Origin of the sequence: Tessaracoccus rhinocerotis, from assembly GCF_007197885.1 — a bacterium.
GTDB classification, from domain to species: Bacteria; Actinomycetota; Actinomycetes; order Propionibacteriales; family Propionibacteriaceae; genus Arachnia; species Arachnia rhinocerotis.
Genome location: NZ_VKKG01000001.1, coordinates 958,837 through 972,367 on the forward strand (window position 1 = coordinate 958,837; position 13,531 = coordinate 972,367).

Annotated in this window: 13 protein-coding genes; 3 read left to right on the forward strand and 10 right to left on the reverse strand. The window is 70.6% G+C overall.

Annotated features, from left to right (window positions below; translation table 11 throughout):
• The first annotated feature begins 133 nt into the window (after window positions 1-133).
• From FOJ82_RS04620 to FOJ82_RS04630, 3 genes are read left to right on the forward strand one after another with little or no spacing between them, the layout of a single operon-like run.
• The gene (locus tag FOJ82_RS04620) at window positions 134-823 is read left to right on the forward strand and encodes a sirohydrochlorin chelatase (protein ID WP_185975615.1); all 690 of its coding nucleotides are present in this window, start codon (window positions 134-136) and stop codon (window positions 821-823) included.
• On the forward strand, window positions 820-2,697 hold the full coding sequence (locus FOJ82_RS04625; protein WP_143937235.1) for a 2-oxoacid:acceptor oxidoreductase subunit alpha: 1,878 nt from the start codon (window positions 820-822) through the stop codon (window positions 2,695-2,697). The genes FOJ82_RS04620 and FOJ82_RS04625 overlap by 4 nt, the downstream gene beginning before the upstream one ends.
• The gene (locus FOJ82_RS04630) at window positions 2,694-3,752 is read left to right on the forward strand and encodes a 2-oxoacid:ferredoxin oxidoreductase subunit beta (protein ID WP_143937236.1); all 1,059 of its coding nucleotides are present in this window, start codon (window positions 2,694-2,696) and stop codon (window positions 3,750-3,752) included. Before FOJ82_RS04625 ends, FOJ82_RS04630 begins: the two co-directional genes overlap by 4 nt.
• Window positions 3,753-4,074: 322 nt before the next feature.
• Here the strand turns inward: FOJ82_RS04630 and FOJ82_RS04635 are convergent, their stop codons facing one another.
• The 10 genes from FOJ82_RS04635 to FOJ82_RS17015 form a co-directional block, all read right to left on the reverse strand.
• The gene (locus FOJ82_RS04635) at window positions 4,075-4,368 is read right to left on the reverse strand and encodes a GIY-YIG nuclease family protein (protein WP_143937237.1); all 294 of its coding nucleotides are present in this window, start codon (window positions 4,366-4,368) and stop codon (window positions 4,075-4,077) included.
• A 195-nt stretch (window positions 4,369-4,563) separates the two neighbouring features.
• On the reverse strand, window positions 4,564-4,965 hold the full coding sequence (locus tag FOJ82_RS16130) for a sialidase family protein (RefSeq protein ID WP_185975616.1): 402 nt from the start codon (window positions 4,963-4,965) through the stop codon (window positions 4,564-4,566).
• An 84-nt stretch (window positions 4,966-5,049) separates the two neighbouring features.
• On the reverse strand, window positions 5,050-5,811 hold the full coding sequence (cobA, locus tag FOJ82_RS04645) for a uroporphyrinogen-III C-methyltransferase (RefSeq protein WP_143937238.1): 762 nt from the start codon (window positions 5,809-5,811) through the stop codon (window positions 5,050-5,052).
• Window positions 5,808-6,293: a precorrin-2 dehydrogenase/sirohydrochlorin ferrochelatase family protein gene (locus FOJ82_RS04650; RefSeq protein ID WP_143937239.1), complete on the reverse strand. Its 486-nt coding sequence runs from the start codon at window positions 6,291-6,293 to the stop codon at window positions 5,808-5,810. The genes cobA and FOJ82_RS04650 overlap by 4 nt, the downstream gene beginning before the upstream one ends.
• 64 nt (window positions 6,294-6,357) lie before the next feature.
• Entirely contained in the window at window positions 6,358-9,117 is a 2,760-nt protein-coding gene (locus tag FOJ82_RS04655; protein ID WP_185975617.1) for a helix-turn-helix transcriptional regulator, read from the reverse strand.
• Window positions 9,118-9,248: 131 nt separating this feature from the next.
• Window positions 9,249-9,608, reverse strand: coding sequence for a biotin/lipoyl-containing protein (locus FOJ82_RS04660; protein ID WP_143937241.1), 360 nt, complete (start codon window positions 9,606-9,608; stop codon window positions 9,249-9,251).
• Between the two features lie 19 nt (window positions 9,609-9,627).
• Window positions 9,628-9,885 (reverse strand): hypothetical protein, encoded by a 258-nt coding sequence (locus FOJ82_RS04665; protein WP_221933014.1) that lies wholly within the window; start codon window positions 9,883-9,885, stop codon window positions 9,628-9,630.
• 12 nt (window positions 9,886-9,897) lie between these two features.
• Window positions 9,898-11,454, reverse strand: coding sequence for an acyl-CoA carboxylase subunit beta (locus tag FOJ82_RS04670; protein ID WP_143937243.1), 1,557 nt, complete (start codon window positions 11,452-11,454; stop codon window positions 9,898-9,900).
• Window positions 11,455-11,465: 11 nt separating this feature from the next.
• The gene (locus FOJ82_RS04675; RefSeq protein WP_143937244.1) at window positions 11,466-12,959 is read right to left on the reverse strand and encodes a methylmalonyl-CoA carboxytransferase subunit 5S; all 1,494 of its coding nucleotides are present in this window, start codon (window positions 12,957-12,959) and stop codon (window positions 11,466-11,468) included.
• 160 nt (window positions 12,960-13,119) lie between these two features.
• The gene (locus tag FOJ82_RS17015) at window positions 13,120-13,188 is read right to left on the reverse strand and encodes a hypothetical protein (protein ID WP_425472477.1); all 69 of its coding nucleotides are present in this window, start codon (window positions 13,186-13,188) and stop codon (window positions 13,120-13,122) included.
• Window positions 13,189-13,531: the final 343 nt, after the last annotated feature.

Here is a 13,531-nt window from a genome sequence, read left to right on the forward strand (position 1 = left end):
CGAGTCACCCGCTGGTCGACCAGGCCCCACCCCAACCACCGCTGGTCGAGTAGGACGCGAGGAACGAGCGTCCGTGTCGAGACCCCCCACCCCAGCCACCGCTGGTCGAGTAGGACGCGAGGAACGAGCGTCCGTGTCGAGACCCCCCACCCTCGTCATCGCCCTCCACGGGACGCGGCGGCGCCGCGGCACCCGGTTCGCAGAGGCTCTTCGCAGGGCGGTCGCGTCACGGTTGCCGGGGGTCCCGGTGGAGCTCGGATTCGTCGACATCCACGACGAGCTGCTCGGGGAGACGGTGCAGCGCTTCGAGAGGTCCGTCATCGTGCCCGCCTTCCTGGCGGCGGGCTACCACGTCGCCCACGACATCGTCGAGGCGGTCGAGCACTCCGGCGGCCGCGCCGTCGCCACGCAGCACGTGGGGCCGGAACTCGTCCACGCGATCGCGGACCGGCTCCGTGCCGCGGGGCCACCCGTCGACGCCGTCGTGTTGGCCGCCATCGGTTCCCGACGGCTGGGAGCGACGGCAGAGGTGCTGGCCACCGCGAACCGGCTCTCCCGCATCGTCGGCCGACCGGTCCAGGCCGGCTTCATATTCGCCTCCGAACCGTCGCTGCCTGACGCCGCGGCGCAACTGCGGGCGCAGGGCCACCGCGACCTCGCCGTCGCCACGCACGCGCTCGGCCCCGGCCTGTACCAGGACCACATCGCGGCCCTCGGGCTGCGGGTGGTCGCGGAGCCCATCGGAATCCACCCGAGGCTCCTGGACGCCATCACCAGCCGGTACCTCGCCGCGACCGGCACCACGTCGCAGAAAGTCGCATGATGCACGAGAAAGTCGACCCTGAAGTGACCGCAACCCCGCTGGACCGCGTCGTCATCCGCTTCGCCGGGGACTCCGGAGACGGCATGCAGCTCACCGGCGACAGGTTCACCGCCGACGCCGCCGCGCTCGGCAACGACTTCGCCACGCTGCCCAACTTCCCCGCCGAGATCCGCGCCCCGCAGGGCACCATCGCGGGCGTTTCCAGCTTCCAGCTGCACTTCGCCGACGACGACATCCGCACCCCCGGCGACCGGCCCGACGTCCTCGTCGCCATGAACCCGGCGTCGCTGAAGGCCAACGTGAACGACCTGCGCCGCGATGGCCTGCTGATCGTCGACACCCACGACTTCACCCGGCGCAACCTCGCCAAGGTGGGCTACGCCGAGGACCCGCTGACCGACGGCTCGCTCGAGGACCACGAACTGCACCCGGTCGACCTGACCGGACTGGCGACGGCCGCAGTCGCGGAGTTCGGGCTCGGCCGCAAGGACGCCGCCCGGTCGAAGAACATGGTGGCCCTTGGCCTGCTGACCTGGCTGTACTCCCGCCCGACGGATCCCACGCTGGAGTTCCTGGACCGGAAGTTCGGCGACAAGCCCGCGATCCGCGACGCCAACCGGGCCGCCTACCTGGCCGGCTACAACTATGGGGAGACCACCGAGGACTTCACCGTCCGCTACGAGGTCCGCCGCGCGCCCCTGCCGTCGGGCACCTACCGCCAGATCACCGGCAACAAGGCCCTCGCGCTCGGGCTGATGGCGGGAGCCGCGAAGTCCGGGCTGCCGCTGTTCCTGGGCGCCTACCCGATCACCCCGGCCTCCGACGTGCTGCATGAGCTCTCGCGCCACAAGGACCACGGCGTCATGACCTTCCAGGCGGAGGACGAGATCGCGGCCGTCGGGGCGGCGCTGGGTGCGAGCTACGGCGGGCACCTCGGCGTCACCGTTTCCTCCGGTCCGGGCATGGCCCTCAAGAGCGAGTTCATTTCGCTGGCGCTGATGCTCGAGCAGCCCCTGGTGGTGGTGGACGTGCAGCGGGCGGGGCCGTCGACGGGCATGCCCACCAAGACCGAGCAGGCAGACCTGCTGCAGTCGGTGTTCGGGCGCCACGGGGAGGCCCCCGTCCCGGTGCTGGCCGCGCAGTCCCCCGGCGACTGCTTCGACGTCGCAGTGGAGGCCACCCGGATCGCGCTCGAGTACCGAACGCCCGTGATCGTGCTCTCCGACGGCTACCTCGCCAACGGAGCCGAGCCGTGGCGCGTGCCCGACCTCGCGGCGCTGCCCCAGATCCACCCCGACTTCGCCACCGAGCCAAACGGGCCCGACGGCAAGTTCCTGCCGTACCTGCGCGACGACAAGCTCGCCCGTCCCCTCGCCGTCCCCGGCACCCCCGGGCTCGAGAACCGGATCGGCGGAATCGAGAAGGCCGACGGCACCGGCACCATCTCCTACGACCCGGCCAACCACGAACTGATGGTCGGGCTGCGGCAGGCCAAGGTCGACGGCATCGCGGACTCCATCCCCGCCCTCGAGGTGGACGACCCCTCCGGCGAGGCCGACGTCCTGGTCATCGGCTGGGGATCCACCTGGGGGCCCATCGGGGCCACGGCGCGGCGCGTGCGTCGCAGGGGACGCAAGGTGGCCACTGTCCACCTGCGCCACCTCAATCCGTTCCCCCGCAACCTCGGGGACATCCTGCGCTCCTACGAGCGCGTGATCGCCCCCGAGATGAACCTGGGACAGTTGGCGCTGCTGCTGCGCGCCAAGTACCTCGTCGACGTCGAGCCCTATTCGCGCGTGCGTGGGCTGCCGATCTCGCCGTCGGAGTTCGAGGCCGACCTGCTGGACATCATCGACAGAAGGGATGAACGATGACCACCCTCACCTCTGGCCCCACCCTCGGAGGCCTGGCCGGCGTGCCGCTGGCGATCGAACCGACCACCCGCAAGGACTTCGTCTCGGACCAGGAGGTGCGCTGGTGCCCCGGCTGCGGCGACTACGCCGTGCTGGCCGCCTTCCAGTCGCTGATGCCGAAGCTCGGGGTCAGGCGTGAGAACACTGTCATCATCTCCGGCATCGGCTGCAGTTCCCGGTTCCCCTACTACCTGGACAGCTACGGCGTGCACTCCATCCACGGCCGGGCCCCGTCGCTGGCCACCGGTCTGGCGATGGCGCGCGAGGACCTGGCGGTGTGGGTGGTCACCGGCGACGGCGACGCCCTGTCCATCGGCGGCAACCACCTGATCCACGCCCTGCGCCGCAACACCAACATCACGATCCTGCTGTTCAACAACCGGATCTACGGCCTCACCAAGGGGCAGTACTCGCCCACCTCCGAGACGGGGAAGGTCACCAAGTCCACCCCGGCCGGATCGGTGTCCGCCCCGTTCAACCCGGTGAAGCTGGCGCTGGGTGCGGAGGCGACGTTCGTGGCGCGCACCGTCGACTCCAACCGTGCGCACCTGACCGAGGTGATGACGCGCGCCGTAGAGCACCGCGGCGCTTCGCTGGTCGAGATCTACCAGAACTGCCCGATCTTCAACGACGGCGTCTTCGACGGGTTGAAGGAGCCCGACTCGCCGGCCATCATCCCCCTGCGCGACGGCGAGCCGATCACCTTCGCCGGTGGCTCCCGCAGCGTGGTGCGCGACGCCGTCACCGGGCGCCTCGACGTGGTGCCGACGCATGAGGTCGGTGACCGCACCGTCGTCGTCCACGACGAGCGCTCCGACGACGTCGCCCAGGCGGTGGCGATCGCCTCACTGACCGACGACCAGGGCCTGAGCCAGTCTCCGATCGGCATCTTCCGCGACGTGGACCGCCCCGTCCACGACGACGCAGCCCGTGCCCAGGTCCGGATGCCGGACCCCGCCGACCGCGCTGCCCACCTGCAGTCCCTGATCACGGGCACCGACACCTGGACCGCCTGAGCCCACGGGCCGCTCCCGTTGGTCGAGTAGAACTGCGAGGACCCCCTCCCTCGCCGGTCGAGTAGCGCCGCGAGGAACGAGCAGCGCGTGTCGAGACCACACCCGGCAAGGTCTCGACACGGGCGCCGGGCGCCTACTCGACCAACGAGGTCCCCCGCCGGTCGAGTAGCGCCGCGAGGAAACCCTCCCCCGCCGGTCGAGTAGCGCCGCGAGGAACGAGCAGCGCGTGTCGAGACCACACCCGGCAAGGTCTCGACACGGGCGCCGGGCGCCCTACTCGACCAACGAGGTTCCCCGCCGGTCGCGTGTCGAGACCACACGCCTACTCCGTCGTCCGGCGGTAGGCCGACCTCGACAACGCCGGCAGGTCCGCGAACCGACCTTCGATCAGCGCCTGGCGTTTGGCCCGCGACCAGTTCTGAATCTTCTTCTCCAACTCGAACGCATCACCGACGTTCTCCGTCTCCGTCGCCCAGACCAATTTCACAGGCAGTAGACGTGCCGTGTAGGCAGCGCCTCTGCCTGACATGTGCTGTTCGACCCTTGCTTCCAGACTTCGGGTGCTTCCCACGTAGTAGGAACCATCACGGCACTCCAGCATGTATACCCACGGCATGGGGTCGAGTGTCCTTCTCTGTGAGTCGAAACTCCAATGGGTGTCGTGCGGGCTGTGGATAACCCTGGTCTCGACACGGGCGCTGGGCGCCCTACTCGACCAACGGGAACGCGGGGCGGGTCTCGACACGGGCGCGGAGCGCCCTACTCGACCAACGGGAACGCGGGGCGGGTCTCGACACGGGCGCGGAGCGCCCTACTCGACCAACGGGAAGCCGTTGGGGGCCGGCGACTGGCGAACCACCTGCTGGTCCAGCCAGGAGACGCCGCCGTCGGTGGAGCGGCGCATCAACATCGCGATGTTGCTGGGCAGGTCAGCCATGCTGGGGCGCCCGTCGTAGAAGGCCAGCAGGTCACCGTTCGGGGCGACCGTCAGCGCGGGGGTGCGGTAGCGCAGCCAGCTCTCCCCCCGGTTTGCGAGCTCCACCAGTTCGAGGCCCTCGGCCAGTCCGTCGGCGGGTCTGGCCGTCTCCGCGGTGACGGGCTCGGCGGCCGCCCGGGGGATGGCGTCGGGCTGGATGGCCAGGCCGGTGGTGGCCAGGAGGGTGGCGACCACGCCGAGCATCAGCGTTCGGGTGGAGCGGCGGGGTTTGCGCATGGACGGACTCCTGGCATCGTTGCAACAGATTCCAAGCACCATAGAACAGACGTCCGACGTCTCCGCTTTCGCGTCCCGAACTGCTCAGTGGGGGTGTGCGCCGACGCTCAGGTCCAAGCCGGCAACGTCGCCCACCACGACGATCGCCGGCGGCCGCACGTCCGAGGCGGCGGTCCGGTCCGCGACGTCGGCGAGGGTGCCGCGGATCACCCGCTGCCCGGGCGTGGTGCCGTCCTCCACCACAGCGGCCGGGGTGCTCGGGGGCAGTCCGCCTGCCACCAGGGCCTCGGCTATCACCCCCAACTGCTTGACCCCCATCAGGATCACGAGGGTGAGACCCGACGCGGCCAGCGCCGCCCAGTCCACGGTGCTGCGCGGGTCCGACGGCGCCACGTGCCCGCTGACCACGCAGAATCCCTGAGCGAGGCTGCGGTGCGTGACGGGGATGCCGGCGACGGCGGGCACCGACACCGCCGACGTCACTCCCGGCACCACCCGCACCGGGATCCCGGCGGCGGCACAGTGCTGCCACTCCTCGCCGCCGCGGCCGAAGACGTAGTTGTCCCCGCCCTTGAGCCGAACCACTCGACGGCCGGCGCGGGCGTGCTCCACCAGCAGCCGGTTGATCTCCTCCTGGGGGGTGAAGTGGCCGTGCGGGATCTTGCCGACGTTGACCACCTCCGCACCCTCGGGCGCCTCCGCGATCAGTTCGACCGGGCCCAGTCGGTCGTGCAGCAGCACGTCCGCCTGCCGGATTGCCTCCAGCCCGGCGACGGTGATCAGGCCGGGGTCCCCGGGCCCGCCGCCGACGAGGGTGACCGTCCCGGGCAGGATCTCGAACCTCATTCGGTGGCACCTCCGAGCGCTTCCGCGATGACGCCCAGCAGTCGCCGGGAGCGCTTCGGGTCACGGTTCCCGATCACGGCCACCGTCACGTCGTCGATGTTGCGGGTGGCGGGCGTCCAGGCGGATCCGGCGGGGGCGTCGTCGCAGCGGACGCAGAACGTGTGGCGCGCCTCGGCGCCGGCCGCGACCGCGGCGTTGACCTCCGTGGAGTCGGTGGCCGCCACCACGTACCAGGCGCCGTCCAGGTCCCCGTCGACGAACCTGCGGCGCCGCCAGGCGATCCGGCCCTCCGAGTCCAGGGCTGCGATCGCCGGCGTGGCCTCCGGGGCCACCACCCGCACGTGGGCGCCCACCTCGAGCAGCCGCCCGAGCCTGCGCTCGACCACCGCGCCCGCCCCCACCACGAGGACGTCCCGTCCGGCGAGCAGGAGGCCCGAGAGGTAGGCGGGCGAGCCGGACGGCGGCGGGCTTCCAGGCGACATGACCGACAGTCTAGTTCCGCGGCGCTGCACCACTTCGCGGTGCCCGCCGTGGGCAGTGACCCACCTACCGACTGCCGCCCTCCCCCGACGGCCCGGAGCCCGGAGGCAGCCGCCGGCCGCGCGCGGCGAGCAGCGTCACCAGTTCCACCCGGTGGCGCACTCCGAGCTTCGAGAAGATCCGCCCGAGGTGCGACTCCACCGTCTTGATGCTGACCACGAGCGTGCCCGCGATCTCCTTGTTGGTGTGGCCGGCCACCACCAGCCGCGCCACCGCCTCCTCCGCCGGCGTCAGCTTTTGGGCGTCCGACGCCGAGCGACGCAGCGCGCACAGCTGCAGCTCCATCCGCGCCTGCTCCGCGAACGGCGCGGCTCCCAGCTCGGTCAACCCGGCCAACGCCTCTTCCAGCAGCCCTGCCGCCTCGCGTCGTCGACCCTGCCTGCGGGTGAACGCACCGGCAGCCAGGAGGGCCCGGGCGTGCACGAAGGCCCCGCTGGCCCGAGCTCCGGGCTCGACGGCGCGGCGGTGCAGTTCCTCTGCCAGGGCGGTGTCCCCGACGGCGACGGCGTGGCCGGCGCGGACCCGCAGCAGGCCGGTCGCGGCGTGCGGGTCGTCGTCGAGCTCGGCCGACTCCAGCACGTCCCCGGCCTCGTCCGCCAAGCCGATGGCGAGCAGTGCCTCGGCCAGGTCCGCGCGCCAGGCGTGGACGCCCTCGGGGACGCCGCCCGCAGCCCCGGGCTCGGCCAGTGGCAGCAGCAGGCTGACCACCCGATCGGGGTCCCCCATCGCCAGGGCCATCCGCGCCCTGGCAAGTCTGGTCATCAGCCAACTGGGCAGGTTGCTGATGCCCTCGATCAGCGACTCGGCGCGCACGATGAAGGCCTCCGCCCGCTCGTACTCCCCACGCGCCGCGCAGACGTAGGCCCCGACCGCCAGCGTCATCGGCGCCACCCTCGTGTCCCAGCCCTCGTCGACGAGGGCCAGGTCGGAGTCGGTGGTGGCCAGCACCGCTTCCCAGCGGCCGGTGCGGTAGTCAAGCTCGGCCTGCGCCAGCCGGGTGGTGGTGCGCAGCACCGCCGCGCCGCCGTCGGCCGGATCCCGCAGCCGCGTGAGCAGCTCGTCGGCCTGGCCGTGTCGTCCCGTCCAGAGCTCCGCCAGGGCGAGCCCGAGAGTGATGTCGGGCAGGCTGTCCGTGCCCTCGAACCTGCCGATGTGCCGCTGCAGGACCGACCGTACGCCTGCGAGGTCGTCCAGCAGAGCTCCGGCCGAGACCAGCACCGTGCCCGCGCACTCGAGCGCACCCTGGTCCGGATCCGCCGCCTCCAGTGCGCGGAGGGCCCAGGCGTGCGCCTCCTCGCCGGCCCCGGCGTCCATGTTCAGGTAGGCGAGCAGCTCAGCCGCCCCTGCCACCACCCGCGGGTCCGTGCCCGCCTCGTAGGCCCGTCCCAGCATCGACCTCGCCCGGGCGGGGTCGCCGAGCTGGGTCGCGAGGTGGCCCGCGACCAGCAGTTCGGCGGCCGACGGCTCCTCCTGCCGCTCACGCTCGACGGCCTCGAGCACCTGCTGCGCCCACCGCACCTCCCCGATCCGCAACAGCTGCGCGGCGCCGCGCAACAGCAACTCCTGCCGCCGGGCCGGAGGCACGACCGCTGCCGCCAGCGTCAGGAGCCGGGCGGATGCGAGCACGGCACCGGAGGCCACCTGCTGCTCGGCGAGCTCGACGGCCTCGGCGGCGAGCTGGGCGTCGTGCTCGACGCTGGCCTGGAGCCTGTGCAGCATGGCCAGGACCGGGTCGCCCACCAGTTCGGAGGCGCGCTGCTGGAGGGCCAGGTGCTCGGCGAAGCCGATGGACTGTTGCACCGCCGAGCGCACCAGGGCGTGCTCGACGTCGACCAGGCGCCCCTGGCCCATCGACACCATCCGCAGCAGGCCGAGCTCGATCCCACTGTCGATCGCCTCCGCGAGCGTCTCGCACCCGGTCATCGCCCGGAGCATCGGCAGCGGCGTCGGCGCCCCGACCACGGTGACGGCCGCCACGACGGAGCGGACGTCGGCCTCGGCCTCGGTGTAGACGCGGCGAACCCAGTCGGTGAACGAGGCCGGGGCCGGCAGCGCCCCCTCGCCGGCCGAGAGCACCTCCCGGCTCAGCTCGGAGGCAAGCGCGACGATGAGCTGGGGGCTGCCCGCGGTGTGGGTGTGCAGTCGCTTGCCCGCCCGCGGGGTCAGTGGGATCCCCCGCGCCGCCATCAGCTGTCTCACCCCGTCCACCGAGAGCCCGTGCAGGTCGATGCGCTCGAGCCGCATCGGTCCCCTCAGTCGTTCGGGACCGTCGGGTCCACCGGGGGTGGGTCGCTGGGCGACGATGACCGCGACCCGCATGTGCTCGATCCGGCGCAGCAGGAACCGGATGCTCTGGCGGGAGGAATGGTCGCACCAGTGCGCGTCGTCGACCACCAGCAGCACCGTCGCCTCGCGGGCGCGCTCGGACAGCCGTCGCAAGAGTTCGACCGCCACGTGGTGGGGGCGGGTCTCCTCCTCCAGCCGGAACCCGCCAGCATCCGGCACGTCGTCGGAGAGGCGCAGCAACTGCTCGCTGATCGCGTGCTCGATCAGCTGCTCGGGGGCGTCGCACGTGACCCGCCACACCAGTCCGGGCCCGTCGTCACGGTCGTGGAAACGTGCGACGGCGGCATCGATCAGCGCGCTCTTCCCGGAACCCGCGGGTCCCTGTACCCAGACCAGGCTGGCCGTGCCGCGGGCCGCCTGCTCGAAGGCACGCTCGATGACGGCGAGTTCGGCATCCCTGCCGATCACTGCTGTGTCCACGTCGCCCACCCCCGGGTGCTACACCCCTGTGGCCGGAATGTTAGCGGCTCGGCGGTCACCGGCGGTGGGGCCGGGAGCAGGCCGAAGCGCAAGAGGAGTCGACAGGGCCACAGCCCTGCCGACTCCCGGACTCAGAACTCGATCAGCGCCTGGCCGCCCTGGACCGCCTCGCCGGGTGCGACGAGGATGCGTGCCACGGTGCCGGACGAGGGCGCGGTGATCTCGGTCTCCATCTTCATGGCCTCCAGGATCAGCATCACCTGCCCGGCCTCGATCTCGTCGCCCTCGGCGACGAGGATCCGTGCCACTGACCCGGCCAGCGGGGCGACGACGGCGTTGGAACTGACCGCCGACACCGAGGCCTTGGTGGGGATCTGGTTCGACCCGGCGTTGACGCCGATGATGATCGGCCCGAGGCCTTCGGGCTTCTCGTCCTCCACCTCGACGTCGATCTCGTACTCCGTCTGGTTGACGGTCACCTTCAGTTTCATCGTGGTTCTCCTGTGCTCATCAACGGACGTGGGGGACTCGACGGTCGTGGACCCGCTCGCGGGTGGCGGCTGCCCAGCTCGACTGCCTGCCGAAGCGCACGGCCCTGACCTTGGCCTTGTGGCCGAAGTAGGCGGCCACGGCGGCACCGATGGCCACCAGGTCCTCCTCCGGGATCTCCTGCTCGGACTCGAGCTCTGCCACTCTGGCCTCGAGCATCGAGACCTTCTCGACGAGCGCAGCGAGCCGCGCGACAAGCTCCTCCTGGTTGGTTTCCATTACCATCTCCGATCAGACCGGTCCGAGGCCGTGCTTCTTGGCGGGGCGGATCTCCCGCTTGCCGACGAGCAGCTCGAGCGCGACTGCGATCTCACGGCGGGTGTCGGCCGGGTCGATGATGTCGTCCACCAGGCCGCGGCTGGCCGCCATGTAGGGCGTGGAGAAGGTCTCGCGGTACTCCTCCACCAGCTCCGCGCGGCGGGCCTCCTTGTCCTCGGCGGCCTCGATCTCGCGGCGGAACACCACGTTCGCGGCGCCCTCGGCCCCCATGACGGCGATCTCGGCGGTCGGCCACGCGAACACCTTGTCCGCGCCGAGGTCCTTCGAGCACATCGCCAGGTAGGCGCCGCCGTAGGCCTTGCGGAGCACGACGGTGATCTTCGGGACCGTGGCCGCGGAGTATGCGTAGAGCATCTTCGCGCCGTGGCGGATGATGCCGTTGTGCTCCTGGGCGACGCCGGGCAGGAAGCCGGGGACGTCGACGAGGTTCACCACGGGGATGTTGAAGGCGTTGCAGAAGCGGATGAACGCCGATGCCTTGTCCGAGGAGTTGATGTCCAGGACGCCGGACATCACCGAGGGTTGGTTCGCGATGATGCCGACGGTGCGGCCCACGATCCGGCCGAATCCGACGACGATGTTCATCGCCCAGCCGGCCTGCACCTCGAGGAAGTCACGGTGGTCGACGATCTCGGCGATGACTTCGCGGACGTCGTAGCCCTTGTTGGCCTGCTCGGGCAGGATGTCACGCAGCACCGGGTTCGGTTCCACAACGTCGTCGGGGTCGACGATGGGGGCGTCCTCGGTGTTGTTCTGCGGCAGGAAGCTGAGCAGCTTCTTGGCGATCAGGATGGCCTGCTCGTCGTCGTCGGCCACGAAGTGCACGACGCCGGAGCGGGACATGTGGGCGTCCGCGCCACCGAGCTCGTCCTGGCTGACCTCCTCGCCGGTGACCTGCTTGATCACGCCGGGGCCCGTGATGAACATGTGGGCCTTGCGGGTCTGGATGATGAAGTCGGTCAGCGCCGGCGAGTACGCCGCGCCGCCGGCGCAGGGGCCGGAGATGATCGAGATCTGCGGGACCGCCCCCGACAGCAGGACGTTGGCGTAGAACACCTTGCCGTAGCCGGAGAGGGAGTCGATGCCCTCCTGGACGCGCGCACCGCCCGAGTCGTTGATGAAGATGAACGGCGTGCCCGTCTGCAGGGAGGCGTTCAGCATCTCGGTGACCTTGATGGAGTGCGCCTCACCGGCGGACCCGCCCACGACGGTGAAGTCCTGGCTGGCCAGGTGCACCGGGCGACCGAGCACGGACGCGGAGCCGGTGACCACGCCGTCGGCGGGCATGTCGGCCTTGTCCATGCCGAAGGTGGTTGTGCGGTTGCGCCGGAACGCTCCGGTCTCCTGGAAGGAGCCGGCGTCGATCAGCGACTCGATGCGCTCGCGGGCGGTCAGTTTGCCCTTGTCGCGCTGCTTCTGGAGTTTCGCCTCACCGCCGCCTGCCTCGACCGTGGCGCGCTTCTCGGCGAGCTGGGCCAGGCGATCTGCCATGGTGTGTTGCTTGCTCATCCAACTGCTCCTCAGACTGGCTCGACGGAGACGCTGTGCTGGCGTCCGGCGAAGGTGACGTTGTACTTGATGGGACCGGCGATGCCCTGCGGGGCGGAGCCGGCGGCCTGCTTCTCGGCCGCGAGCTGCGCCTCGGACTTGGCGACGCTCTTGGGGCCCTCGGCGCGGGTGGCGAAGAAGGCGGGCGCGACGCCGGGGAACATGGCGTTGGTGAGCACGTCCTCCTCGGTCCCGTTGCTGCCCGGCAGCGCGTCGGCCTGCTTGGTCAGCTCGTCCCACTCGGGTGGGAGCAGGTCCGCGGGACGCTCGGTGATGGGTTCCTTCTTGGTCTGTGCCCTTGCGAGCTCGACCACCTCGGCGTTGCGTTCTCCGAGGCACTCGCCGTAGTAGCCCAGCATCAGGTCGGCGAACTCACCGGTCATCACCTTGTAGCGGCCCATCAGGACGTTGAACACGGCCTGGGTGCCCACGATCTGCGACGACGGGGTGACCAGCGGCGGCTGCCCGGCGTCGGCCTTGACCAACGGAACCTCGGCCATGACCTCGTCGATCCTGTCACCGGCTCCCTGGGCCTTCAGCTGGCTCTCCATGTTGGAGAGCATCCCGCCGGGGATCTGGGAGGAGAAGATGTCGGTGTCAACGAGGGTCTTCGACTCGAACTCCTTGTACTTCGGGCGCACCTTGCGGAAGTGGTCGCGGACGCGCAGCAGGCGCTCCATGTCCAGGCCAGTGGTGTACTCGGTGCCCTCGAGCATCGCGACGAGCGACTCCGTCGGGTTGTGGCCCGGGCCGAGCGACATCGACGAGATGGCCGTGTCCACGACGTCGGCACCGGCTTCGATCGCCTTCATCAGGCTGACCAGGGTGACGCCGGTGGTGGAGTGGCAGTGGACGTTGATCTGGACGTCGCCGTAGGTCTCCTTGATGCCGCGCACGATGTCGTAGGCGGGCTGCGGCTGCAACAGGGCGGCCATGTCCTTGAGGGCGATGGACTCCGCGCCCATGTCCAGCAGCTGGCCGGCGAGCTTGATGTAGCCGTCGACGGTGTGGACCGGGGAGACGGTGTAGCAGATCGTGCCCTGGGCGTGCTTGCCGACCTTTTTCACCGCGGCCATGGCACGGGCCATGTTGCGGGGGTCGTTGAGGGCGTCGAAAACCCTGAACACGTCCATGCCGTTCTCGGCGGACTTCTCGACGAACTTGTCCACCACCATGTCCTCGTAGTGGCGGTAGCCGAGGAGGTTCTGGCCGCGCAGCAGCATCTGCAGGCGCGAGTTGGGCATCAGTTCGCGGAACGTGCGGAGCCGCTCCCAGGGGTCCTCGTTGAGGAACCGGATCGCGGAGTCGAAGGTCGCACCACCCCAACACTCGACGGACCAGTACCCGGCCGCGTCGATGTCGGCGCATGCATCGACCATGTCTTCGGTAGCCATGCGCGTGGCCATCAAGCTCTGGTGCGCGTCGCGGAGTGCCAGCTCGGTGACGCCGATCTTTCGTGGACTCATGTGCCAATCAAAACACCTACCCAAGGCCAGATGTGGGGCACCCCCCACATAAGGTCCGGGCAGGGTGCCGGTAACATGGGCCAGATGCAGAATCGGGCGGTGCCGAGTTTCCTCGGCAACCGCCCGATTCCCATTCAGGGGTGTCAATCCCCCACCGCGATCAGTTCCTGGCTCGTCGCATCCCGACGCCGATACCGGCGGCAGCCAGGGCCAGCGCCGCGGCGGTCATCCAGATCACGCCGCCGTCCGCCTGCCCACCCGTCGACGGGAGCCCGGGCCCCGGCCTGTGGGTCTGCTGCGGGGCGCTGGTCGGGACCGGGCCGGAGCTCGCCGTCACCGTGGGCGTCGGATCCGGATCGGAAGTTTCGCTCGGATCGACACTGTGGCTCGGGCCGACACTCTGGCTCGGCTCGGGCGACTCACTCGGCTCAGGAGACTCGCTGGGCGCGGGGCTCTCGCTCGGCTCGGGCGACTCACTCGGCTCAGGAGACTCGCTGGGCGCGGGGCTCTCGCTCGGCTCGGGCGACTCACTCGGCTCAGGAGACTCGCTGGGCGCGGGGCTCTCGCTCGGC

Excerpts from the sequence above, each read along its gene's own strand:
- FOJ82_RS04670 (WP_143937243.1), bottom strand. The coding sequence starts at position 11,454 with ATGAGCAAGCAACACACCATGGCAGATCGCCTGGCCCAGCTCGCCGAG.
- FOJ82_RS04675 (WP_143937244.1), bottom strand. The coding sequence starts at position 12,959 with ATGAGTCCACGAAAGATCGGCGTCACCGAGCTGGCACTCCGCGACGCG.
- FOJ82_RS04660 (WP_143937241.1), bottom strand. The coding sequence starts at position 9,608 with ATGAAACTGAAGGTGACCGTCAACCAGACGGAGTACGAGATCGACGTC.
- FOJ82_RS04665 (WP_221933014.1), bottom strand. The coding sequence starts at position 9,885 with ATGGAAACCAACCAGGAGGAGCTTGTCGCGCGGCTCGCTGCGCTCGTC.
- FOJ82_RS04635 (WP_143937237.1), bottom strand. The coding sequence starts at position 4,368 with ATGCCGTGGGTATACATGCTGGAGTGCCGTGATGGTTCCTACTACGTG.
- FOJ82_RS04650 (WP_143937239.1), bottom strand. The coding sequence starts at position 6,293 with ATGTCGCCTGGAAGCCCGCCGCCGTCCGGCTCGCCCGCCTACCTCTCG.
- FOJ82_RS04625 (WP_143937235.1), top strand. The coding sequence starts at position 820 with ATGATGCACGAGAAAGTCGACCCTGAAGTGACCGCAACCCCGCTGGAC.
- FOJ82_RS04630 (WP_143937236.1), top strand. The coding sequence starts at position 2,694 with ATGACCACCCTCACCTCTGGCCCCACCCTCGGAGGCCTGGCCGGCGTG.
- FOJ82_RS16130 (WP_185975616.1), bottom strand. The coding sequence starts at position 4,965 with ATGCGCAAACCCCGCCGCTCCACCCGAACGCTGATGCTCGGCGTGGTC.
- cobA (WP_143937238.1), bottom strand. The coding sequence starts at position 5,811 with ATGAGGTTCGAGATCCTGCCCGGGACGGTCACCCTCGTCGGCGGCGGG.